The sequence below is a fragment of the Brevundimonas sp. GW821-FHT10E09 genome, from assembly GCF_058809375.1.
Genome location: NZ_JBXASO010000014.1, coordinates 1 through 23,336 on the forward strand (window position 1 = coordinate 1; position 23,336 = coordinate 23,336).

General features: G+C 66.8%; 19 protein-coding genes. 6 read left to right on the top strand and 13 right to left on the bottom strand.

What is annotated here, in order from left to right; genetic code table 11:
* Positions 1-628 precede the first annotated feature (628 nt).
* The 7 genes from AC1RSI_RS13405 to AC1RSI_RS13435 all read right to left on the bottom strand — a co-directional run bounded on the left by AC1RSI_RS13405 (position 629) and on the right by AC1RSI_RS13435 (position 8,566).
* A complete protein-coding gene (locus AC1RSI_RS13405) occupies positions 629-2,140 on the bottom strand; it encodes an integrase arm-type DNA-binding domain-containing protein (RefSeq protein WP_196066377.1) in 1,512 nt (503 codons plus the stop codon).
* A 433-nt stretch (positions 2,141-2,573) separates the two neighbouring features.
* Entirely contained in the window at positions 2,574-3,221 is a 648-nt protein-coding gene (locus AC1RSI_RS13410) for a hypothetical protein (RefSeq protein ID WP_035306196.1), read from the bottom strand.
* Between the two features lie 49 nt (positions 3,222-3,270).
* Positions 3,271-3,615 (bottom strand): hypothetical protein, encoded by a 345-nt coding sequence (locus tag AC1RSI_RS13415; RefSeq protein WP_230307641.1) that lies wholly within the window; start codon positions 3,613-3,615, stop codon positions 3,271-3,273.
* A 322-nt stretch (positions 3,616-3,937) separates the two neighbouring features.
* On the bottom strand, positions 3,938-5,626 hold the full coding sequence (locus AC1RSI_RS13420) for a cisplatin damage response ATP-dependent DNA ligase (protein ID WP_447941466.1): 1,689 nt from the start codon (positions 5,624-5,626) through the stop codon (positions 3,938-3,940).
* A gap of 97 nt (positions 5,627-5,723) precedes the next feature.
* On the bottom strand, positions 5,724-6,236 hold the full coding sequence (locus AC1RSI_RS13425) for an RcnB family protein (RefSeq protein ID WP_008262246.1): 513 nt from the start codon (positions 6,234-6,236) through the stop codon (positions 5,724-5,726).
* Positions 6,237-6,357: 121 nt separating this feature from the next.
* Complete coding sequence (locus AC1RSI_RS13430) at positions 6,358-8,175, bottom strand: response regulator (protein ID WP_008263581.1); 1,818 nt, start codon at positions 8,173-8,175, stop codon at positions 6,358-6,360.
* An 85-nt stretch (positions 8,176-8,260) separates the two neighbouring features.
* The gene (locus tag AC1RSI_RS13435) at positions 8,261-8,566 is read right to left on the bottom strand and encodes a BolA family protein (RefSeq protein ID WP_035306246.1); all 306 of its coding nucleotides are present in this window, start codon (positions 8,564-8,566) and stop codon (positions 8,261-8,263) included.
* Positions 8,567-8,611: 45 nt separating this feature from the next.
* Here AC1RSI_RS13435 and AC1RSI_RS13440 point away from each other — a divergent pair, with 45 nt between their 5' ends.
* Complete coding sequence (locus AC1RSI_RS13440; protein WP_008261316.1) at positions 8,612-9,280, top strand: J domain-containing protein; 669 nt, start codon at positions 8,612-8,614, stop codon at positions 9,278-9,280.
* A 23-nt stretch (positions 9,281-9,303) separates the two neighbouring features.
* On the opposite strand, the gene AC1RSI_RS13445 is transcribed toward AC1RSI_RS13440, so the two are convergent.
* Together AC1RSI_RS13445 and AC1RSI_RS13450 are read right to left on the bottom strand one after the other, a co-directional pair.
* Positions 9,304-9,984 (bottom strand): SDR family oxidoreductase, encoded by a 681-nt coding sequence (locus AC1RSI_RS13445; RefSeq protein WP_035306188.1) that lies wholly within the window; start codon positions 9,982-9,984, stop codon positions 9,304-9,306.
* A gap of 42 nt (positions 9,985-10,026) precedes the next feature.
* The gene (locus AC1RSI_RS13450; RefSeq protein ID WP_008258855.1) at positions 10,027-11,196 is read right to left on the bottom strand and encodes an N-acetylmuramoyl-L-alanine amidase family protein; all 1,170 of its coding nucleotides are present in this window, start codon (positions 11,194-11,196) and stop codon (positions 10,027-10,029) included.
* Between the two features lie 517 nt (positions 11,197-11,713).
* Here AC1RSI_RS13450 and AC1RSI_RS13455 point away from each other — a divergent pair.
* From AC1RSI_RS13455 to AC1RSI_RS13465, 3 genes are read left to right on the top strand one after another with little or no spacing between them, the layout of a single operon-like run.
* Positions 11,714-14,506 carry an Rne/Rng family ribonuclease gene (locus AC1RSI_RS13455; protein WP_196066378.1) on the top strand — a complete coding sequence of 931 codons (2,793 nt, stop codon included), beginning with the start codon at positions 11,714-11,716 and terminating at the stop codon, positions 14,504-14,506.
* 58 nt (positions 14,507-14,564) lie between these two features.
* The gene (locus AC1RSI_RS13460) at positions 14,565-15,965 is read left to right on the top strand and encodes a M48 family metalloprotease (RefSeq protein WP_035311293.1); all 1,401 of its coding nucleotides are present in this window, start codon (positions 14,565-14,567) and stop codon (positions 15,963-15,965) included.
* A 33-nt stretch (positions 15,966-15,998) separates the two neighbouring features.
* A complete protein-coding gene (locus tag AC1RSI_RS13465) occupies positions 15,999-16,787 on the top strand; it encodes a DsbA family protein (RefSeq protein WP_447941465.1) in 789 nt (262 codons plus the stop codon).
* 136 nt (positions 16,788-16,923) lie between these two features.
* Here the strand turns inward: AC1RSI_RS13465 and tuf are convergent, their stop codons facing one another.
* The 4 genes from tuf to rpsL all read right to left on the bottom strand — a co-directional run bounded on the left by tuf (position 16,924) and on the right by rpsL (position 21,395).
* Positions 16,924-18,114 (bottom strand): elongation factor Tu, encoded by a 1,191-nt coding sequence (gene tuf / locus AC1RSI_RS13470; RefSeq protein WP_040349698.1) that lies wholly within the window; start codon positions 18,112-18,114, stop codon positions 16,924-16,926.
* A gap of 106 nt (positions 18,115-18,220) precedes the next feature.
* Positions 18,221-20,299: an elongation factor G gene (fusA, locus tag AC1RSI_RS13475; protein ID WP_008258868.1), complete on the bottom strand. Its 2,079-nt coding sequence runs from the start codon at positions 20,297-20,299 to the stop codon at positions 18,221-18,223.
* A gap of 166 nt (positions 20,300-20,465) precedes the next feature.
* Positions 20,466-20,939: a 30S ribosomal protein S7 gene (rpsG, locus tag AC1RSI_RS13480; RefSeq protein ID WP_008260172.1), complete on the bottom strand. Its 474-nt coding sequence runs from the start codon at positions 20,937-20,939 to the stop codon at positions 20,466-20,468.
* Positions 20,940-21,020: 81 nt separating this feature from the next.
* Complete coding sequence (gene rpsL, locus AC1RSI_RS13485) at positions 21,021-21,395, bottom strand: 30S ribosomal protein S12 (RefSeq protein WP_008260482.1); 375 nt, start codon at positions 21,393-21,395, stop codon at positions 21,021-21,023.
* A gap of 471 nt (positions 21,396-21,866) precedes the next feature.
* Between rpsL and AC1RSI_RS13490 the strand changes: the two genes are divergently transcribed.
* The gene (locus tag AC1RSI_RS13490; protein ID WP_008263485.1) at positions 21,867-22,487 is read left to right on the top strand and encodes a hypothetical protein; all 621 of its coding nucleotides are present in this window, start codon (positions 21,867-21,869) and stop codon (positions 22,485-22,487) included.
* A complete protein-coding gene (locus tag AC1RSI_RS13495) occupies positions 22,484-23,311 on the top strand; it encodes a hypothetical protein (RefSeq protein ID WP_008263034.1) in 828 nt (275 codons plus the stop codon). The genes AC1RSI_RS13490 and AC1RSI_RS13495 overlap by 4 nt, the downstream gene beginning before the upstream one ends.
* Positions 23,312-23,336: the final 25 nt, after the last annotated feature.

A 23,336-nucleotide genomic window follows, 5' to 3' on the forward strand; every position in this document is an offset into this window, starting at 1 on the left:
GACGTCCATCCCGAACCTCAAAAGGGGGTCCCTATTGCACGCCGATAGGGGGTCCCTTTTAGACGCCGATTGACAGCCGCCTGCCGAGGCGTCGGGCGACGCCGCAGCGCTTCAGCAAAGCACGGGACAGGAGGGCTGGGAACAGCGATCCGTCAAAGGACAACGTCGAGATCTCGGGTCCGTGGCGGCTGCGGTTTTGGCGGCGCCCTGCCTCTTTGATGCGTAAAAGGCCCGGGTCTCGCCCGCAGGTCCACAAGGCGCGAAGGGTGCGGCCCGGCCTCAGGGGGATGAGCGCGCCGGGCCGCAGGTCGAGGCACGAGGTCGGCGCGCCCTGACACCGCCACACTAGCAAAGCTTGAGGCATTTGGGGACGGGCTTTTATCGGACCGAGTGACGCGCGCCGCCTGAGTCCGCTAGACTGATCAACGGCGGGCTCCGGAACGATAGGGGCCGACCGGGAGCCGGGGGACGTCTGTGACGTCGGCGGCGGCCGGTGCTGAAACGCCGGGCTTCGTCGCAGAAGTTCCTGGCCCGCCCCCCCATTCGGACGCCGCATCTCGGCGCCTCAGGTTTGCGAGAAGGAGAATGTCGCCGCCCCCCTGGCTAGCCTGCTCTCCCTGGGTTCTCCTCATCTCGTGACGCGCTGGGTCTCAGCCGCGGCTCTTCCCAGGCGCGTTCGCCCGGCCCGACTGCGCCGCGAGGGAGCGTCGATCAGAACTGACGGCAGAGCGTGAACCGCAAGCCGGGCGGCCTGAACCTCGAGCTTGCGCAACGCGGCGCGCGATCCGCCCTTCAACCGCGCTACGTCAGGGTTCTCCGCCATCAAGTCTTCGAGCAAGGCGCGGCTTGTGCTGTTGAGCCAACGGCTGAGATCGTCGCTGGGGCGTCTGCCGCGTCCGACGGCGGCGCCCAGGATAAACCGGGACAGTTTTTCCTGCTGGGCGCGCAGATGATCGCGCATCAGCTTGGAGCGCGTGATGTAGCCGGCGTTCACGCCGGGCAGCGAGTGGTTCATCAAGAGGTGCATGTCCACCTCCGACACCTCCGCAGCCTGACCCAGGGTACGATAGGTCTGGCGCAGATCGTTTCCCCAGTGGCTGAGGACCCCGCGCTTTTCCTTATGCTCCTGAAGATGACCGCTCGGCGCGTCGCTCGGAAAGAGCCAAGTCCGTCCGCTGTTCGGATAGATAATCGGCCCGATGCGGCGCAGGCGGAAGACGCATTCCATCATGGTGCGAGACAGGGGAATATCGAAGGCCTTGGCCTCTCCGCCCTTGGGCTTGGTCAGGCGCAAGACGCGTTCGCGCAGATCGAGGTCGGCGATGCGGACATTTTTCATCACCTCGGGTCGCGATCCGGAGAGCAGCAGAAAGAGGTGAAACTCCCTGCGGATCGGGTTCTGGATCTTGGCGAGCTGTTCGAACCAGGCGGGCAAGTCGGCGACCCCCATGGCGGTATCCTTGCGATGCTCGGGATTCCAGTCCACCGCGCTCACCGGATTCTCCGCCGGGAGTTTTCGACAGGTCTTGCGGGCGTGATTGTAGACGGATCGGAAACTGCGCATCGCCCCGTTGGCGATCGCCGGGCCGTTGTTCTGGGTGATGAGGTCGTGCCGATCGGTGACTAGGAGGGGCGCGTCGCCGAACTCCGACAGCGGCCGGTCGAGCCAGTCGGCGAAGAGCCGCTCCATGTGATCCGTATAGCCTCGCAGCGTGCCTTCCGCGCGTTTCTTGCGCAGCAGATGCGAGGCCCTGAACCGACGCCAGGCCTCGCCGAGGGTCGGCACGCCATCGGGCGAGGTGATCGGCGCTCCGTCGATCTCGGCCGGGAGCGGCTTGACCTTCTTGACCTTGGGCGGTCGAGGATCCTCGCCCTTCCCAATCCGGCCGATGAGCGCCTTGGCCCGACTGCGCGCCTCGCGCGAGTTGATGGACCCCACCTCGCCGACCGCCATCCGGATGGTGGTCCGCGCGCCGTCCTCACCATGAAGATCGGCCTGGATCGTGAAGGTCTTGGAGGTCTTGCCCACGACCACGAAGAAGCCGCCGAGGTCGGTGTCGCGGGCGATATAGGGGCGATCGCGGGCCAGGGGCAGGCCGATCAGATTCTTGTCTGTGAGGGTCAAACGCAGGTTCGACATTTGCTGACTTTTTCGCGTGAAAAACGGTGAGATCGGGGCCAGAAAAACGGTGAGAAAAACGGTGAAATTGACGCCCGGAGGCAGCATGGTTTCAACCCGTAAATCTACGATAGCCCACGCCGTATCGCGAAAATACTCAATTATATCAATAATCTGGATCGCACACTTTCGCTGATTTCGCGGTGTTCGGAGCGCCGTACATCGGCATCTCTTAATCAGCGGGTCGTAGGTTCGAACCCTACATCACCCACCATCGTCTTTCCCTTTATAAATCAGAAAATTCAGCCGCTCTCCGGAACGAGACGGCTGTCGAACCGACTGCGAAATCACGGTTCGCGGCGTCGCGGGGCTGAGAGTCAGCAACTCGCATCTCGCCCTCAACCATCTTCGCCCGCCAGCGTCTTGGCTGGCGGGCGTCGCATCCGGCCTGCCCCTAGCGGTAGAGGGCCCGCTCTCGCGAGATGTCTTCACTGCTGTAGGGTTGAGCATCGCTGTCGAACCGGCTCCAACCGGAGGCGCGATAGGCTTCGCCGCGCGACACGGCGTCGAAGCCCTGGCGGCCGTTCAGGATGGCCTCGACCCGGCTTTCATCGTCACCGTCTGACTTGACGCTGACCAGGGTTCCGCCGCGCCGGACCCCTTCGGCGTAGACATTGGCGTCTTCGTCCGAGTGGCCGGCCTCCTTCAGGGCGCCGAGCAGGCCGCCTGTAGCGCCCCCGGCCGCCGCGCCTATGGCGGCGCCGACCGCCGTCGAGGCGAGCCAGCCTGCCGCCACGACCGGCCCAAGCCCGGGGATGGCCAACATTCCCAGACCGGCCAGGAGACCGGCCCCGGCCCCGGCCAGGCCGCCGGTCGCCGCGCCCGTGCCGGCTCCGTCGGCGACATCATTCTCTCCGTCGCCGTTGCGGTCGCCGAGCGGGCCCGCGCCGTCCTTGTGGGGATGCGAATGGCCGGCGTGCCAGTTGTCGGCGTTGTTGGACACGATGCTGATGTCGTCAGGCTTGAAGCCGGCGGCTTCCAGGTCTGACACGGCCTGCAGGGCCTGGGTGTGGCTGTCGAAGAGACGGGTGACGGTCGCCATTGGGCGCTCCTGAATCTGATGGTTTGAAAATCTGGGAAGACGCGCGCGCCTATTGCGCGGTGACGACGCCCTTGTAGTCGACCGAGACGGTGGCTTGAGCGCCGTCCTTCATGGCCGTGGCGGACCAGACGCCGTTCTCGTTTTGCATCAGCGGTCCGACGTCCGTGTAGCCTTGCTTCTCGATCGCTTCCCGGGCCTGGCCTTCGGTGAAGGAATTGGCGCCGGGCGTCAGCGCCGTGGTCTGGGTGGTGTCGTCCGTATCCACCGCAGGATTGCGGGGCGTTTCCGACGTCGAGACCGCCGGACCTTCGACCGGTCCGGTCGACTCGGCATTGTCGCCGCAAGCGGCCAGCAGAGCGCCGGCGGCGACGAGCGCGAAGATGGGCTTGATCATGATGCGTGTCCTTTCGAGATACAGATTTGAAGTGGCCTCCGCCTCAAATCGTTCCGAAAGAAACGCCAATTAGGGCCATCATCCGCGCAATAGAGTCGTAACGACCGCCTGCACTACGACAACGGCGGCGGCCTTTACTGCAACGCTTTGCAATTGGCTGATCGCTCGGCAGATATGAGTAAATCATCTGGTTCAACGCTACTGAAGCCAGACGCACTCGACCTATTTCCAGGCCGAAGTCTTTACGCCGGAAGGCCCCGTTCGGCGAGGGCTTGCCCCGACCCGGTCAAAGCCGCGTCGCGGTCTCACCCGCGGCAAGGCGCTAGACCTTGGCGATGCGCCCCCCTCCGGTCTCTATCGCATCCAGCAAGTCCATGACGGCGTCGAGGGTGTCCGCCTCGCGTGCGGGCTTGTCCCAGCGGATGCGGCTGACGCGGGGAAAACGCATCGCCACGCCCGACTTGTGCCGGGTCGAACGCTGAAGCCCCTCGAAGGCGATCTCCAGCACCAGGCCGAAATCCCGCTCGGCCCGCACCGACCGCACCGGCCCGAACCGGCCCACCGTGTGGTCGCGCACGAACTTGTCGAGCTGTTTCAGTTCTTCGTCGGTGAAGCCGAAATAGGCCTTGCCCACGGGGGTCAGCGCCCCCTCCTCCGTCCAGACCCCGAAGGTATAGTCGGAATAGAAGCTGGACCGTTTGCCGTGCCCGCGCTGGGCGTACATCAGGACGGCGTCGATGACGTGAGGATCCCGCTTCCACTTGAACCACGGCCCCTTGGGGCGGCCCGCCACATAGGGGCTGTCCCACCGCTTGAGCATCAGCCCCTCGGCCGCCGCCCCGACCGGCGGATCGGCCCGCAGCCGGGCCAGGCTGTCCCAGTCCGCATATTCGACCAGGGGCGACAGATGCAGCCGCCCGCCCCCATGGCCCTGGACCAGGGTCTCCAGTCGCGCCCGCCGCTCACGCAGGGACAGGCTTCGCAAATCCGTCGCGCCGTCCGCCAGCAGGTCATAGGCGACCACCGCCGCCGGAAAGGCCGCCATGGTCCTGGCGTCCACCGTCTTGCGGTTCAGCCTTTGTTGCAGGTCGCCGAAGGGGGCGATGGCGCCGTCGCGCCAGACCACCAGTTCGCCGTCCAGCGCGCCCTCGAACGCCAGGGCCTCCATCACATCGGGGAAGGCGCCCGAAATCTCGTCCCCGGTGCGGGACCACAGTTTGCGGACCGCGCCCTCGACCACCGCCTGAACCCGGATGCCGTCCCACTTCCATTCGGCGGCGTAGTCGGCCGGGTCCATCTTGGGAAAATCGACCGCCTCGTCGACAGCGACAGCTAGCATCACCGGGCGGAACCGCCCTGGCGCATCCGGGCTGGGCCGTTCGGCCCGTCCCTCCAGCCAGGCGAACAGATCGCCATAGGGGGGCGGGACCGCGTGCCAGACCTCCTCGATGGCCGAGACGTCCACCGGCTCAAGCGGCGTAATCGTCTCCGCCCCGTCCGGTGAAGGAGGCGTCAGACGCGTCTCGGGCCGCATCATCGCCGCCGCCGTCTTGGCCAGCCGGCCCGACAGCCCAACCCGCAACCCGCCGGTCATCAGCTTCAACAAGGCCCAGCGTCCCTTGGGCTCCAGGGCGTCCAGCCAGCCCTCCAGCAGGCCCTTGACCTCGGCGCGGGTCGCGGTCCGCAACCCCTCGATCACCTCGCCCAGTTCGGGCTCGCGATTGGGCCGGCGGTCGGACGGCGCCGGCCAGATCAGGGCGACCGTCTCGGCCAGGTCGCCGACATAGTCATAGGACCAGCCGAACAGCACCCCGTCCACCCGCGCCTCGACCGCCTTGCGGATCATGGCGGGCTTGGCCGCATCGAAGGTCAGGTCGCCGGTCAGGGCCGCCAGGGCCCAGCCCCGATCCGGATCGGGCGTCGTCTTCAGATAGTCCCGCACCAGCACCAGCTTGGCGTTCCGCGAGGCGGTCAGCGACAGGCGGTCCAGAAGTTCGGCGAAGGCGCGCATGGGCATCCATATGGGGCGCTCGAGACGTCGCCGTCAGCCCAGAACGAAAAACGCCCCGGAGGTTTCCCTCCGGGGCGCAGATCGGATCACGCGATGATCAGTTGAACAGTCCGGCGATGACGGCGGTGATCAGACCGCCCGCGACCGCCGCCAGCACCACGTCATTGCCGCTCCGGACATACTGATAGCCGCGCGGCGGCGCGCGCAGGCCGTAGCGGCCGTAGTCGTTCACCACATAACCGTTGCTGCGGTAATAGGACGGCATGCGCTGGCCATAGCTCCAGGTGCGAACCGCATAGCCGCGCGGGGCGACATAGCGCGGCGCATGATAGCGACGCTGGGCCTGCTGCCAGCGGCCGTACTGCCGTTGATCCTGGCGATACTCCTGGCGATCCTGACGCTGGTCCCGACGGAAGTCGCGGCGATCATCCCGGCGGTCGTGGCGGTCATCGCGTCTTTCGTCACGCCCGTCATGGCGATTGTGCTGGCGGTTGTCCTGGCGCTGTTCGTAGCGGCGGTCGTCACGAGACTGGGCCGAGGCGGCTCCGGCGGCGCCCACGGCGGTGGCGGCCAGGACCGCGGCCATCGTGGCGGTGAGAATCTTCTTCATGGGATGTCTCCATCTGCGGCCGAACCATTCGACTGCCCACACTATGGAGACCGGCGGCTGAGGCGGGTCTGAACCGGCGCGGTCGCCTGCCGTTCAGACCAGGACCGCCTTTCAGCCTCAATCAGGCGGCGACCGACTGTTCCGCAGGCGACATGGCGCGGCCCACGGCCTCGCGTCCGCCCGGAACACGGCTCATCATCTCGGCCAGGGCCCCGAAATCGATGGGTTTGGTCAGATAGGCGTCCGCGCCCGCGTCCAGGCCGGCCTGATGGTCTTCGCTGCGCGCCGAGGCGGACAGCACGACGATGGGCGTGTCGGCGTTGAGCCCCTGGCCTTCGCGGATCCTGCGGGTGGCGGTCAGGCCGTCCATCACCGGCATGTTGACGTCCATGATGATCAGGTCGAACTGCTGCTCGCTCGCCGCCTCCAGGGACAGTTGCCCGTTCTCGGCCGTGGCGGTGACATGCGAGGCCGTGCTCATCCAGGCCTCCAGAATCATGCGGTTCACCGGATGGTCCTCGACCACCAGCACCCGCAGGCTTTCACAGCATTCTATCTCGGTCTCGACCCGTTCGATCGAGACACGGCGGCTCCATTCCACCACCTCGGCTTCGACGGTCAGGGTGAAGCTCGACCCGCGGCCCACGGAGGAATCGACGCTGATGTCGCCGCCCATGATGTTGGCCATGCGTCGCGCGATGGTCAGCCCCAGGCCCGTGCCGCCGAACCGGCGCGTCGAGGAGGCGTCCACCTGGGTGAAGGGCTGGAACAACCGCTCGAGATCGGTCGGAGAAATGCCGGCTCCGCTGTCGGTGACGCAGAACTCGAACCCGACCCTGCGGTCGGAAATACGTCGGCCGCGCACGACATAGCGGATTTCGCCGACGTCGGTGAACTTGACCGCGTTCGAGAGCAGGTTCTGCACGACCTGGCAGACCCGTAGCGGATCCCCGCGCACCACGGCCGGAATGTCCCCTTCCAGTTCGGACACGAAGGTCAGCCCCTTGGCCTCGGCCTGGGCCTCGAAGGGTCCGGAAATCCGGCGCTGCAGGTCATCGACGACGACATCGACGACTTCGAAGGTCATCTTTCCCGCCTCGATCTTGGTCATGTCGAGGATGTCGTTCAGCAGGGACAGAAGATTGTCCCCGGAATTGCGGATGATCGACAGATATTCGCGCTGGGCCCCTTCAAGTCGCGTCGCACTGAGCAGCTGGGCCGCCCCGAGGACGCCGTTCATCGGCGTGCGAAGCTCGTGCGAGATGACGCCCAGGAAGTTCGACTTGGCGTCGTTGGCGGCGTCCGCCTTGTCGCGTGCAGCCTCCAGCTCCTCGATCAGATGGGCCTGATGCGCCTGGAAGGCGTCGATCCGACGCTCGCGCAGCATGGTCATGGTGACCAGGACGAACAGACAGGCCATGGTGAACGGCAGGACGGCCAACATCGACCAGAACTGCGGCGTCCCCCACAGGCTGAACAGGATAATACAGGCGGCGACGCCATAGGGCGAAGAGATGATGACGGCCTGCCGCGGCGAATTGCGCAACTGGGCGAAGACCAGCACATAGCCCGAAATGATCAGGGCGACGGCCAGGGTCTGACCGAACGCCGAATTCGAGAACCAGGCCATCAGCGGCGCAGCGGCCCATGCGGCGGTGGTGACGGTCGCCACGGCGGGGAAAACCATGCCCCAACCGACATCGACGCGGTGGCTGAGCTTGTGTTCGACGACGCCGCGGATGGAACCGGCCGCCAAAGTGACCACGAACCATATCATGGCCTGCCACCAAGCCACCGTGCCCAGCAGACCCAGGGCCCAGCTGGCGATGATCAGGTACCGCAGATATTGGGTCTGCAGGATGGCCGTCAGGGCCTGAGCAGGATCGCCCGCGCGCCGGTCGCCCGCAAAGGCCTTCGCGACGCCGTCAGATTCCACCATGTTCCAGCCGTCCCCACGTTCTGTTTGGTCGCGTGACGCTAGGACGAAGGTTCTAAGACGGAGTGAACGCTGGTTTTCTTCGCAATCAGGCGCTGTGGGAATCTTCGACGGGGGTGAGAGCCCGGATCGACAGGGCGTGAATCGGGCCCGACAGCTCCTGTTTCAGCACCCCGTTGACCGTCCTCTGCCGCTCCAGCCGCGACTGTCCTTCGAACGCCGCAGAAACGACCACCAGATTGAAGTGGCTTTCGCCGCCGGGCTTTGCGTCCATGCCGCCTTCGTGGTGGTGGCCGGCGTGCCGTCCGCTGTCGTCTTCGATCTCCAGCCGTTGCGGCGAAAGCGCGGCGTTCAGTTTTTCACGGATAATCGTCGCCACAGGGCCGTCTGACATGATCGTTTCCTTGAAGAGGTCCAATTCCACACTACACTTCGGGCGATGTCCGCTTCCTTTCAATACAAGCCGCGCTTCACCGACATTCGGGTCAAGCCGCCGAAGCCCGAGGAGGAAGCCGCCAAGGCGGACGTCCTGCACCTGAAGCCGGGCGAAAAACCGTGCCAATGGCCCGACTGCCGCAAGGCCGCGACCGCCAGGGCGCCCAAGTCGCGCGAGCGGCTGAACGACTTCTACGAGTTCTGCCAGGGGCATGCGGGCGAATACAACAAGGGCTGGAACTTCTACGCCGGAATGAGCGAAGGCCAGGTCCGCGCCGTCCAGGAGAACGAGGCCATGACCGGCGGTCGTCCGACCTGGGAGATGAAGGCCGGCAAGTTCACGCGCGAGGCCGCCGCCTTCTCCGCCAAGATGGGCACAGCGAACAACACCGGCGCCGGCTCCTGGCGTGACAGTTTCGGCCTGTTCGGCCGTCGCGGCGACCAGGCCCCGCAGTCCCCGACCGAGGACCGCCGAATCGGCAAGCTGGAACGCGCCGCCCTGGCCGATCTCGATCTCGATCCCGGCGCCGAGAAGGCCAAGATCAAGTCTCAGTACCACGACCTTCTGAAACGCTTCCATCCGGACACCAACGGCGGCGACCGCGGCGCCGAGGCCAAGCTGCAACGCGTCATCAAGGCCTGGAAGACACTGAAAAAGGCGGGCTTGGCCTAAACCAGGCTGGCGGATCCGCGCCTTCAGTCGGCGTAGATCATCTTGCGGGTCATGCCGCCGTCCACCGTCAGCACCTGTCCGGTGACGAATCCGGCCTCGACGAGATAGAGGACGGCCTCGGCGATGTCCTCGGCGCGTCCGACACGCCCCACGGGATGCTGGGCGTGATCGCTTTCACTCAGACCTTCCGGCGCGGCGATCCAGCCCGGCGCGATCGCATTGACCCTGATCTTCGGCCCCAGACTGATCGCCATCGCATGGGTCAGGGCGGACAGCGCGCCCTTGGCCGCAGCATAGGCCTCGGTCTGGGGCTCAGACATGATCGCCCGGGTCGAGGTCATGTGAATGATGCTGGCCCCTTCCCGCAGCATCGGGATGGCGGCGCGAGACATCAGGAAGGCGCCCGTCAGGTGGCTGTCCACCGTCCGGCGCCAGGCCTCCAGCGACAGGTCGGCCAGGGGGCCGTTGGTCGGATCAGCGACGCCGGCGTTGCTGACCAGAAGATCCAGCTCCGACCATCCCAGTTCGACAAAGGCCGCCGCGACCGAGGCTTCGTCGCCGACGTCGCAGAGAACCGACCGCGCGCCGGACGAGGCGGGCTTGAGGTCAAAGGCGGCGACCTCCCAGCCCCGATCCGTCAGGGCCTGACAAAGTCCGGCGCCGATCAGGCCTGCGCCCCCGGTGATGATCGCTCTCTTTTTCATAGTCACGCAAACCGCTGAGCCGAAGCCTGGTTGCAGCCGAAGTCAGGGCTGCCCGGCTCCATCAGTCGACGCCGTCATCAACGGGGCCGTCGGCTCCCGGAAATAGCGGTCGATGCCGTCCGCGACCGACTTCATCAAACGGCGACGCGCGCGTTCGTCGGTCAGCAGACGCTCGTCCTCGGGATTGGTGATGAAGCCCATCTCCAGCAGCACGGCCGGCACATCGGGCGCCAGCAGCACGGCCAGGCCGGCGTCACGGTGGCTGCGGCGCAGCAGCGGATGGTCGGAGCCTTCCAGATGGGTCAGCAGGACGCGGGCGAACTGGGCCGAACGGTTCTGGGTGGCGCGCTGGGTCATGTCCAGCAGGATACGGTCCACCGACGGGTCCCGCCCCGGCAGGTGCAGTTCGCGGTGCCAATTGTCGGTCCGCGTGAACTCGCGCACGGCCCGTCCGGCGCCCTGTTCCGACAGGGTATAGACGCTGGCGCCGCGCAGGGCCGGATCGGACCCGGCGTCGGCGTGCAGCGAGATGAACAGATCGGCGTCCGACTGGCGGGCGATGGAAACGCGGCGATACAGATCGACATAGGTGTCATCGGCCCGCGTCAGGCGAACCCGATAGCGGCCGGTGCGCTCCAGCTCGGTCTTTAGAACCAGGGCGGCGGCCAGGGTGACCTGTTTCTCACGGGTCAGGGCTCCGCTGGCGCCCGGGTCCTTGCCGCCGTGCCCCGCGTCGATGACGATCAGCGGGCGTTCGGCGCGACGCGGCGCCGGCGTCGTCCGCGGCGCGGGTCGTGACGCGGCTATAGCTCCACCGACAGCCTTCAGATCGACGACATAGCGATAATGGGCCACCCCGTCGCCGGGGGGCAGCAGAAAGCGGCGCTCGATCTCGCTGCCGCGCGCCAGCTCCAGCTCAATCCGTGACGCCCCGCCCGAGGCGCTGACCTGATAGGAGCGGACCAGGCCCGAACCGCCGCCGTTCAGGCCGCGGCCGGGCGCGACGCCGTTCAGGGCCAGGGTGACCCGGCCCGCGGCGCCTGTATCGATGACGCGCCCCTGTGTCGACTTGTCCAGATCGATGACCACGCGGGTCCGGTCGCCGTCCGCACCGAAGCGCACGCCCAGGACATCCCCCTGGGCGCCCCAGGCGAAACCCCGCGTCGAAAACAGGGCGACCGTGCAGATGACGACGAAGGCCAAGGCGGTCATCGCCCATTCCCTCGCGCCCCAGCGCTCTACACCTGTCAAAACACGACCGCCCATAACGACGTCGAACCCAATCCTACTGGAACCTGGTCGCCATGATGCCAGATGCTCGTATTCAGGGGGTTAAGGCCGAACACCTTTTAATTCGCGTCCGGCGTGACTATGATGTGACTGCTCGCGAACCGATCGCGCCTTCTTCGCCTCAGCGGAACCCGGCGCGCCCTCCTCGCGGCGCTGACTTTTCACCAATCCGAGAACCGCGCCGGCGTCGCCGGTGGTTCGAAGAGCGGACCAGTGTCGCGGCCTTACCCGTTCCAACGGATTGGCGCGCACGGTTCAGGACCGACGACCTCCATGGGCCTTTCCGCCTGCGTCCCCCTACGGCTTGACCAAGCCCGCTTCGCCGTTTTCGGCGAGGGGATTTCGCGCGCCCCGGCCCCTCCCCCCATTCGGCGAGCCGCCGTGACCCTGTCCAGAGTTCTGGAAGGGCCGGCCCGTGCGCGCCAGAGAGAGACTTTCCATGTCAAAGACAATGCTGATCGACGCGGCCCACCCGGAGGAAACCCGGGTCGCCATCGTGGACGGACGCCAGATTGAGGAATTCGATTTCGAATCCCGTGCGAAGCGCCAGCTTCGCGGCAACATCTACCTGGCCAAGGTCACCCGCGTAGAGCCCAGCCTGCAGGCTGCGTTCATTGAATACGGCGGCAACCGCCACGGCTTCCTGGCCTTCAACGAAATCCACCCGGACTACTACCAGATTCCGGTCGCCGACCGCGAAGCCATCATGGCCGAAGCGCATGACGACGACGATGACGACGATCTGGGCCGCGAATCCGACGACGACGCCGATCCCGAAGCCGCCCTGGCCGACGAGGAGCGGCTGAAGCGCCGCCTGATGCGCCGCTACAAGATCCAGGACGTCATCAAGCGCCGCCAGATCCTGCTGGTCCAGGTCGTCAAGGACGAGCGTGGCGCCAAGGGCGCGGCCCTGACCACCTGGCTGTCGCTGGCCGGCCGCTACTGCGTCCTGATGCCCAATACGGGCAAGGGCGGCGGCATCAGCCGCAAGATCACCAACACCTCCGACCGTCGCCGCCTGAAGAGCGCCGTCTCGGCCCTGGAAGTGCCCAAGGGCATGGGCCTGATCATCCGCACGGCCGGCGCCAAGCGCACCAAGGCCGAAATCAAGCGCGATTATCAATATCTGCTGCGGCTGTGGGAGACGATCCGCGAGACCACCCTCGCCTCCCACGCCCCCTCGGTCATCTACGAGGAAGAAAACCTGGTCCGCCGCGCCGTGCGCGACATGTTCGACAAGGATTTCGACGGCATCCAGGTGGAGGGCGTCGAGGGCTTCAAGGAGGCGCGCGACTTCATGCGCGTGCTGATGCCGTCGCAGGCCAAGAAGGTTCACCTGTATCGCGGCTCGCGCCCCCTGTTCGCGGCCAACGGCATCGAAGAACTGCTGACCCAGATCCACCAGCCGGTCGTGCCGCTGAAGTCCGGCGGCTATCTGGTCATCAACCAGACCGAGGCCCTGGTGGCCATTGACGTCAACTCGGGCCGCGCCACCAAGGAACGCAACGTCGAACAGACGGCGTTCAAGACCAATATGGAAGCGGCGGAAGAAGCGGCCCGCCAGCTGCGCCTGCGCGACCTCGCCGGCCTGGTCGTGATCGACTTCATCGACATGGATGAGGGCAAGAACAACCGCACGGTCGAGCGCGTGCTGAAGGACGCCCTGTCGTCCGACCGCGCCCGCATCCAGATGGGCCGCATCTCGCCCTTCGGCCTGATGGAGATCAGCCGCCAGCGCCGTCGCCTGGGCGTGATCGAGGGCGCGACAGAGGCCTGCCCGCACTGCCAGGGCACCGGCCGCATCCGCTCCGCCGAATCCGCAGCCCTGATGACGCTGCGCGCGGTCGATATCGAGGCCGGCAAGAACGGCGCGGGCGTCGTGGTGCTGAAGGTCTGCACCGCCGTCGGCCTGTACATCCTGAACCACAAGCGCGCCTATCTGCAGTCGCTGCTGGAGCGGCGCGGCCTGAACGTCATCGTCCAGATCGACGACAGCCTGGGCCAGGGCGAGCACAATATCGAACGGACCGAGACGAACGAGGACTTCGTCGCGCCCGAGATCGAGATGCCCAACCTCGACGACGACTTCGACGCCTCGCTGTACGAAGACGAGGATGAGGACGACGACGAGGAAATCGTCGGCGACGACGAGGACGAGGAAGACGTCGAGGCGCTGGACCGCGAGGACAGCGACGACGACGAGCCGCGCGAACGCGCTGAACGCGCCGAGTCCGGCGGTCGTGACCGGGGTCGGGGCCGCAACCGCCGCCGTCGCGGCGGTCGTCGGGACGAAGAGACCGCCGAGGTCTCCGACACCTCAGAAGCCGCTGATACGCTGAACATCGACGACGCCTCGGACGACGAAGAGGACGAGAACGGCCGTCGCCGTCGCCGGGGTCGCCGTGGCGGCCGCCGCGTCCGCGAGGACGGCGAGCGTGACGTCTACACCTGGGTCCGCGGCCGCACCCCGTCGCTGGACGATCCTTATGTCTGGTTCGACCCGCTGAACCCTGGCCGTCCCGAGGCGCGCGCCGAACGTCCGGATCGCGCCGAGCGTCCCCAGGCCGCACAGGCCGAGGTCGAAGGTCTGGACGCCGTGGCGTCAGAGGGCTCGGGCGAGGAAGGCGGCCGTTCGCGTCGCCGTCGTCGTCGTGGCCGGGGTCGGGGCGGCGACGCCATCGGCCAGGAGATCAAGGTCGAGAACCGCGCCACCAATGAGGGCATGCCGCCCGACGGTTCGCCCCTGACGCCGATGGCCGTAGCCGATGGAGCCGGGGCCGACGCCGTCCAGGCCCAGACGCCGGAGACGGAGGCCCCCGCCGTCGCGCCCGAACCCCAGCGTCGTCGCGTTCGCCGCAAGTCGGCCAGCGCCGACGCCGTGGTCCAGCCGGCACGGGAAACCGAAGCCGCGCTGGAACCGATCGAGACCGCCGCCGAGCCGCACGTCGAGCCGCACCCCGACACGGCCATCGAGCCGAACGAGGCGGCGCTCGAAGGCGCGCCGGTCGAACTGGACGTGACGCCGCAAGAGGCCCTGGCCGCCGAGCCGGTCATGGTCTCGCCGGTCGAACGGCCTGTCCCGCCGGTCGCTGTCGAACCCCAACCGGCGGCTCTGCCGGAACCGTTCGTCGCCCCGACGCCCGAGATCGACGTCGAGGCGATCATCGCCGAAGACCCGAACCAGATCTCGGCCCCGCCCGAAAAGCCCAAACGTGGGTGGTGGCGCCGCTGATCGGTCACGATTAGACTGTCAGGATGCAGACGGGGGTCGGCCGCTACTGGAGTACGCCATGACGTGGCTTCCCCGTTCCGCATCTCGTGTTCTGGCCGCGGCGGCGGTGGGCTTCGCAGCCCTCGTCGCCGCCGGCCAGGCCTCGGCCCAGAGCCTGATCCGCGACACCGAGATCGAGGGCATCATCCGCGAATGGGTCGATCCGGTCTTCGTCTCCATGGGGTTGAACCCGACCGACGTCGAAGTTCTCCTGGTCAATGACAACGAGCTGAACGCCTTCGCCACGCGTGGGCGGATCATGGGCGTCAACACCGGCCTGATCCTGCGGACCAAGAACCCCAACGAACTGCTGGGGGTGATGGCGCACGAGGCAGGCCATATCAAGAACCGCCACACCCTGCGCGACGGGGCCCAGAACGCCGCCAAACAGCCGATGTTCATGACCATGGCCCTCGGGGCCCTGGCCATTGCCGCCGGCGCGCCGGACGCGGGCCTCGCCCTGCTGGGCTCCAGCCAGTATTTCGGCACGATCGGCGCGCTTCAGTATATGCAGGGCCAGGAGGGCGAAGCCGACCTGACCGGCGCCCGCGCCCTGGAGGGCGCCGGCGAATCCGGCGCGGGCCTGGTCTCCTTCTTCGAGAATTTCCGCGCCCAGGAAGTCTTCTCCGACGCCCGCCGCTATCCCTATTTCCGCAGCCACCCCCTGTCGTCGCAGCGCATCGAATCCATGCGCCGCTTCGTCCAGGACCAGCCCCATTACGATCATCGCGACAGCCCCGAGCGGATGGCCCAGCACGCCCTGATCCTGGCCAAGATCCACGCCTTCATGGATCCGCCGAACACCACCCTGCGCGCCTATCCCTCGACCAACACGGCCCTGCCCGCCCGCTACGCCCGCGCCATCGCCTGGTATCGCGACGGCCAGACCGACAAGGCCCTGTCGGCGGTGGACGCCCTGATCGCCGAGGATCCGCAGAACCCCTATTTCGCCGAACTGAAGGGCCAGATCTATTTCGAGGAAGGCCGTCCGGTCGAGGCCGTCGCCGCCCACCGCGAGGCCGTGCGGCTCAAGCCCGACGCCCCCCTGCTGCGCATCAACCTGGCCCACGCCCTGATCGGCACGGACGATCCCAAGAACCTGGACGAGGCCATCGACCAGCTGAAACACGCCACCGTCGCCGAGCGGGAGAACACCATGGCCTGGCGCCTGCTGGGCCAGGCCTACGCCGCCCAGGGCAAGGAGGGCGAGGCCCGTCTGGCGACGGCCGAGTATTATTTCGCCGCCGGCCAGGAGCGCGAAGCCACCCAGTTCGCCCTGCGGGCCCGCAGCATGCTGGACCCCAATTCCATCGAATGGCGCCGGGCGGTGGACATCGTCCTTGCGTCAGGAGCCACGCCCGACGATCTGCTGGACCTGGATCGTCGCGACGCCGCGCGCAAGCCGACCACGCTGAACTGACGCCCTGCCCCCCCCTACTGACTGCGAGCCTTCATGACCGACGACGCCCCCGCGCCTGAGCCCCACACCCCGCCGCCCGCCAAAAGCAGCCGCCTCACGGGCGCGGTCGCCGGCTATGTCGCGCTGGGCGTCTCGGTCGTGGCCTTGGGCCTGGCCGCCGCCCCCTATTTCGGCGGCGGTTCGGGCGACGACGTCCGCACCTATCTGCTGACCCACCCCGAGGTGCTGCAGGAGGCCAGCCTGGCGCTTCAGGCCAAGGAGGGCCAGGCCCGCGTCGACGACACCAATACAGCGGCGGCCGCCAATGCCACCCTGCTGGCCCCCGACGCCCGCGACCCCGCGTTCGGCCCGGCCGACGCCAAGGTGACGGTGATCGAGTTCTTCGACTTCCGCTGCCCCGGCTGCAAGGCCGTGGCGCCCCAGTTCCGCGCCCTGATGGCGGCCCACCCTGACGTCCGCTTCGTCTTCAAGGATTGGCCCATCCTGGACCGGGGCGAGGACGTCGCGTCCCAGTACGCCGCCCGCGCCGCGCTGGCCGCGCACCAACAAGGCAAGTATCTGGAAGTCTACGACGCCCTGATGTCCGAGCGCGCCCTGACGCCCGAATCCACCGACCGCATCCTGGCCCAACACGGCGTGGACATGGCGCGCGCCAAACAGACCCTGGTCGCGCCGGAAACCACCCGCCACATCGCCGACATCCACACGGCGGCGGCGGCGCTGAAGCTGCAGGGCACCCCCACCTTCTTCGTCAACGGCAAGGCCGCCGCCAGCATCGACCCCGCCGAGATCGCCCGGATGATCGAGGCCGCCAAGCGCTGATCTGAAGCCGCAAGGCAGTCCACACAGCAAAACGGCCCCCGGATCGCTCCGGGGGTCGTTCTGTTAGGCGACTCTGTCTCTCGGCCTATGCTCGCCTCGCGGAGGCTCGCGACTTGAGGCCGATTTCGATCCTCGATTACTCGATGATCTTGGCGACGACGCCGGCGCCGACGGTGCGGCCGCCTTCACGGATGGCGAAGCGCAGGCCCTGGTCCATGGCGATCGGGGTGATCAGTTCGACGTTCAGCTCGGCGTTGTCGCCGGGCATGATCATTTCGACGCCTTCCTTCAGCTGCACGATGCCGGTCACGTCGGTCGTGCGGAAGTAGAACTGCGGGCGATAGTTGGTGAAGAACGGGGTGTGACGGCCGCCCTCTTCCTTGGTCAGGATGTAGGCTTCAGCCAGGAACTTGGTGTGCGGGGTGATCGAACCCGGCTTGCACAGAACCTGACCGCGCTCGACGTCTTCACGCTTGGTGCCGCGCAGCAGAACGCCGACGTTGTCGCCCGCTTGACCCTGGTCCAGCAGCTTGCGGAACATTTCGACGCCGGTGCAGGTCGTCTTCTGGACCGGGCGGATGCCGACGATCTCGACTTCTTCACCGACCTTGACGATGCCCTTTTCGACGCGGCCCGTGACCACGGTGCCGCGGCCCGAGATCGAGAAGACGTCTTCGACCGGCATCAGGAAGGGCAGGTCGACCGGACGTTCCGGCTGCGGGATGTAGCTGTCGACGGTTTCCATCAGGGCCAGAACGCGCTGTTCGCCGATTTCCGGGTTCACGCCGTCGGTCGCGGCCTTGGCCGAACCCTTGGTGATCGGAATATCGTCGCCCGGGAACTGGTACGAGCTCAGCAGCTCGCGCACTTCCATCTCGACCAGTTCCAGCAGTTCTTCGTCGTCGACCAGGTCGACCTTGTTCATGAAGACCACCAGGGCCGGCACGCCGACCTGACGGGCCAGCAGGATGTGCTCGCGGGTCTGCGGCATCGGGCCGTCAGCGGCCGAAACCACCAGGATCGCGCCGTCCATCTGCGCCGCGCCGGTGATCATGTTCTTCACATAGTCGGCGTGGCCGGGGCAGTCGACGTGGGCGTAGTGACGGTTGGCCGTCTCATATTCCACGTGCGCGGTGTTGATCGTGATGCCGCGCGCCTTTTCTTCCGGCGCAGCGTCGATGTCCGCATAGGCCATCGCCTTGGCGCCGCCGGCCTTGGCCAGCGTCATCGTGATCGCCGCCGTCAGCGTCGTCTTGCCGTGGTCAACGTGGCCGATCGTGCCGATGTTGCAGTGCGGCTTCGTGCGTTCGAACTTTTCCTTGGCCATTTTCTAGCTCCTAGGTCCCCGAACCGGGGTTCCTGCAGTCTGGGGGTTAAGGGCGCCCGGCTTTCGGGCCGGGCGCTTTTAGGTCCGCTTCTCCGAAAGGAAAAGCTTAGGCGTACTTCTTGATCACTTCGTCGGCGACGTGCTGCGGCACCGGCTCGTAGTGGTCGTATTGCATCGTGAACTGGGCGCGGCCCTGCGACATGCCGCGCAGCGTGTTCACATAGCCGAACATGTTGGCCAGGGGCACGAAGGCGTTCACGACGGTGGCGTTGCCGCGCATGTCCTGACCCTGGATCATGCCGCGACGGCCGTTCAGGTCGCCGATGACCGAACCGAGGTATTCCTCGGGGGTCACGACCTCGACCGCCATGATCGGCTCGAGCAGCTTCGGCGCGCCCTTTTCCTTCAGTTCGCGGAAGGCGGCGCGGGCCGCGATTTCGAACGCCAGCACGCTGGAGTCGACGTCGTGGTACTTGCCGTCCGTCAGGGTCGCCTTGAAGTCGATCAGCGGGAAGCCGGCCAGCAGACCCGAATCCTTGATGGAGTTCAGACCCTTTTCGACGCCCGGGATATATTCCTTGGGCACCGCGCCGCCGACGATCGAGTTCTCGAACACGAAGCCCGAACCCGGCTCGCCCGGTTCGAAGGTGATCATGACGCGGGCGAACTGGCCCGTACCGCCGGTCTGCTTCTTGTGGGTGTAGTCGATGTCGACCTTGCGGCCGAGCGATTCACGATAGGCGACCTGCGGCGCGCCGATGGTGGCCTCGACCTTGTAGGTGCGCTTCAGGATGTCGATCTTGATGTCCAGGTGAAGCTCGCCCATGCCCTTCAGGATGGTCTGGCCCGACTCGTGGTCGGTCGAGACGGTGAAGGACGGATCTTCCGAAGCCAGCTTGGCCAGGGCGACGCCCAGCTTCTCCTGGTCGGCCTTGGTCTTGGGCTCGACCGAGATCTCGATGACCGGGGCCGGGAATTCCATCTTCTCGAGGATGACGGGCGACTTCAGCGGATCGCACAGGGTGTCCCCGGTGCGGGTTTCCTTGAGGCCGGCCAGGGCGACGATGTCGCCGGCGAAGGCTTCCTTGACGTCTTCACGGTTGTTCGAGTGCATCTGCAGCATCCGGCCGACGCGCTCTTTCTTGTCGCGGCTGGAGTTCAGCAGGCTCATGCCCGTTTCCATCTTGCCGGAATACAGGCGGCAGAAGGTCAGCGAACCGACGAAGGGGTCGTCCATGATCTTGAACGCCAGAACCGACAGGGGCTCGTCGTCCGAGGCCTTGCGGGTGATCGGCTCTTCCGTCTTGAAGTCGATGCCCGGCGTCGGCGGGATGTCCAGCGGCGACGGCAGATAGTCGACCACGGCGTCCAGCAGGGTCTGCACGCCCTTGTTCTTGAAGGCCGAGCCGCACAGGATCGGATAGAAGGCGCCGGTCAGCACGGCCTTGCGGATGCACTTCTTCAGCACTTCGACCGAAGGCTCGACGCCGTCCAGATAGGCCTGCATGGCTTCGTCGTCGAGTTCGACGGCGTTGTCGATCAGGTACTGGCGGGCTTCATTGGCCTTGTCGACCAGGTCCGCCGGGATCTCGCCGACGGTGAAGTTGGCGCCCAGGGCGTCGTTGTCCCAGACGACCGAGCGCATCTCGACGATGTCGACCAGGCCGGACAGGGTGTTTTCCGAACCGATCGGGAACTGGATCGGCACGGCCTTGGCGCCCAGGCGGTCGCGGATCGACTGGACCGAGGCGTCGAAGTCGGCGCCGATCTTGTCCATCTTGTTGACGAAGACGATGCGCGGCACCGAATATTTGTCGGCCTGGCGCCAGACGGTTTCGGTCTGCGGCTCAACACCGGCGTTGCCGTCCAGCACGGTCACGGCGCCGTCGAGGACGCGCAGCGAACGCTCGACTTCGATGGTGAAGTCCACGTGTCCGGGGGTGTCGATTATGTTCAGGCGCTTGCCCTGCCAGAAGGCGGTCGTCGCGGCCGAAGTGATCGTGATGCCGCGTTCCTGCTCCTGGTCCATCCAGTCCATGGTCGCAGCGCCGTCGTGCACTTCGCCGATCTTGTGGTTCTTGCCGGTGTAATAGAGAATCCGCTCGGTCGTCGTCGTCTTGCCCGCGTCGATGTGGGCCATGATGCCGAAGTTGCGGTAGTCCTCGAGCTTGTGCGTACGAGCCATGAAAACGTGCCTTGAGAAGTAGGTCTAGGACGCGGGTGGCGCCCTCGGGATGATCGTCGATGCAGCGGATAAGCGAGCGCGGGCGATTTAGCTCAAACCGCCCGCGCCGGATAGTCTTAGATAGGAACCGCCCATTACCTTTGAAAGGGAGACGGTTTTAAGACGCTTACCAGCGATAGTGGCTGAAGGCGCGGTTCGCCTCGGCCATCTTGTGGGTGTCTTCGCGCTTTTTGACCGCGGTGCCGCGATTGTTCGAGGCGTCCAGCAGTTCGGCGGCCAGCTTCTCGGTCATGGTGTTTTCACCACGCTTGCGCGCGGCGTTCACCAGCCAGCGGATGGCCAGGGCGCGACGACGGTCCGGACGGACCTCGACCGGCACCTGATAGGTGGCGCCGCCGACGCGACGCGAGCGGACTTCGACCGACGGGGCGACATTGTCCAGGGCGGCGTGGAAGGTGGCGACCGGCTCCTGGTCTTTCTTCTTGTCGGCCAGGATGTCGAAGGCGCCGTACACGATGTTCTCGGCGACGGCCTTCTTACCTTCGTACATGACGTAGTTCATGAACTTGGTGACGATCAGGTCCCCGAACTTGGGATCCGGCAGAACTTCGCGCTTCTGGGCGCGGTGACGACGCGACATGGAGTATTCCTTGCAGTGCCCGGCGCTCGCCGGGAAGATCTCGAAAAGGCCTCCGGGCGCGGGGGCCCGGACGCGAATGGCTTACTTCGGACGCTTGGCGCCGTAGTGCGAACGACGCTGCTTGCGGTCCTTGACGCCCTGCGTGTCGAGCACGCCGCGCAGGATGTGGTAGCGAACGCCGGGCAAGTCCTTCACGCGGCCGCCGCGGATCAGAACAACCGAGTGTTCCTGAAGGTTGTGGCCTTCACCGGGGATGTAGCAAACGGCTTCGTAGCCGTTCTTGGCCAGACGGACCTTGGCGACCTTACGCAGAGCCGAGTTCGGCTTCTTCGGGGTCGTGGTGTAAACGCGGGTGCAGACGCCGCGACGCTGGGGCGAACCCTCCAGAGCCGGCACCTTGTTACGGGTGGGCTTGGGCTTGCGCGGCTTGCGGATCAGCTGGTTGATCGTAGGCATTCGAAACTTATCTCGACTTCTGATGGAGGCGTGTGTCTTTCGACCGAAGCGCCTCTCGCCTTCTTGTGAACGGGGGACCATCCCCTCGCCCGGGTGTCATCGAGACTGATCGCGTGACCCGAACAGTCCCTGGTTCGCTCCGGCGCACCGGAAAACACAAAGGGCCGGAACGCGCGCTTTGGGCGTTCCGGCGGGCACAGCCCGTCCGTTCAATTGTCACGATCTCAGCGACCGGCGAACCGGCCACGCCTCGAAAGTGGGCGGCTTCTACGCGCGATAGGGGGATTGGTCAAGTGCGGCGGCGGCCCCCTGGCGCTGGCCGACAGCCAAGACGCGAACAAACCCAACCTGCGCCCGAAAGCGGCCACGCTTGCAGCCGAGCCTCGTTTTCGGGTGACGGGGGGGGTCAGGATGCGGACCGAGAGCGGCTGGCCGTCGAGAGGGCGAAGGGCGGGGCTGGTAGTTGTCTCCATGGGCCTGAATGCGGGCCTGATCGCGCTTCTGTCCGTCGGCGACACTCGCTCCGGCCATCTTGGCGCCCCGGCCGCCGCGCCCCTGTATCTCTATATCGAGCCGCGCCCGCGCCTGGCCCAGGAGCGCGCGCCCGTCAGGCCCTTCTCGGCTTCCCGCACGGCCTCGCACCGCATCCTGCAGGACGCCGACGGCGTTCCGCGCCCCGACGACAGCCGCATTGAGCCTTCCGCCGTTCCTGCCCCCACCCTAGGCGACGCCATCGATTCGCGTTGGCGGGTCGGCCCCGGTGCGGCGACGCGAGGCCTGCCCCTGTCCTGCGAGGGACCGAACAGACTGTCGGTCGAGGCGCGTCGCTACTGCGAAGATCGAGCGCGACGATTCGCAGGCGCGGCGCGGCCCATCGCCGGCTCGGGCGACGCCGAACGCGACGCTGTCTTCGCCCGGCACGGCGCGCGGAGATTGGCCGCATGGGAGGCGCAGCGCGCTGAACCGCCGCGCGGCGATCCAGCTTGCGAGACGCCCCACCCGGTCGCAGGGTGCGAGGGCGTCAATATCGAAGTCGATCTCTTCTCTTCGCGGGACGGTCTCCTGCCCAATCTGCGAAAGCGTCGTGAATGAGCGTGTCCGCCCTGCCCCGTCCGAATCGACGACGCCCCGACTGGCGCAAGGCGGGTCTGGCGACGGCGGCTGTCGCCATCAACACCGCCCTGATCGCCGCCCTGTCCTTCACGGCCCTGGGGATCGAGGGGGGCGACATCGTCGCCGCCCCGCCGCCGATCTATCTCGACATCGAGCCCCGCCCCCTGCTGCCCGATGAGCGACCGCGCGTCCCGACCGTGACCCGACCGGAAGTCGCCCCCGTCGCCGCCTCTGCCTCGAACGCCTCGCCCGCCCCGTCGGTGCGGACGCCCGAGACGGAGGCCGCGCCCCGGCCCGCGCCTCTGCGTCCCCGTCTCGCCGCCCCGGCGCCGCCCGGCGCGCCGCCGCCGGCCGACGTCTGGCGCGTGGATCCCGCCAATCGGTCCGGGGCCATGGCGCGGTCGCTGCGCCAGGGCCTGCCCGGCTGCGCCTCGCCCGACCTGTTGAACGACGCCGAACGTCGCCATTGCCGTGACGCGTTCGCCCGGCGCGGCGAGAACGCCGCCCCGATCACCGGCTCAGGCAATCCCCAGCGCGACGCCGCCTTCGCCCGCGAGGGCGCTCGCCGTCTGGCGGAATGGGAAGCCAAGCGTCGCCCCCTGTCCGGCGGCGTCGGCGTGGTCGGCCCGGCGGACTGCCCAGGATCCAACTTCGGTACAGGCTGCGCCGGGGCGCAATTGCCCGACGTACCGGGCGTGGACATGCGCCAGGGCGCAGAGACGACGATCAACCGGGGCGAACGCCGCCCTCAGGGCCTTTCGGCTAGCATCGGCGGTCTGCAGATCGGCGGGAAGGACGAATAGAAAAAAGGGCGGCGCCGTCGCCGGC